Source organism: Pseudomonas sp. SIMBA_067 (assembly GCF_046534675.1).
GTDB lineage: Bacteria > Pseudomonadota > Gammaproteobacteria > Pseudomonadales > Pseudomonadaceae > Aquipseudomonas > Aquipseudomonas putida.
The window spans coordinates 1-229 of record NZ_JAWRYH010001531.1 but is presented as its reverse complement, the minus strand read 5'-3'; the positions used below and the strand labels follow the sequence as shown (position 1 = coordinate 229).

Annotated in this window: 1 pseudogene; it reads right to left on the bottom strand. The window is 58.1% G+C overall.

Annotated features, from left to right (window positions below):
* Window positions 1-5: 5 nt before the first annotated feature.
* Window positions 6-229: pseudogene (locus SB765_RS34570) on the bottom strand (MFS transporter); the annotation flags it as partial.

The following is a 229-nucleotide window of genomic DNA, read 5'->3' as shown; positions in this document are numbered from 1 at the left end:
AGGCACTAAGCCCCCTCAACCCCACGCGGCGCCATGAAATACATCCACACCAGCGCCAGGAAGTACATCACCGGGATCATGGTAAACAGCACCGCATAATTGTTGTGGGTAACCGTCAGCACGCTGCCGACGATCTGCGTCATGAACATCCCACCGATGGCCGCACACATGCTGCCAAAGCCGAACACCGTGCTCACCAGGTGCTTGGGTGTGTAGTCCATCACCAGGC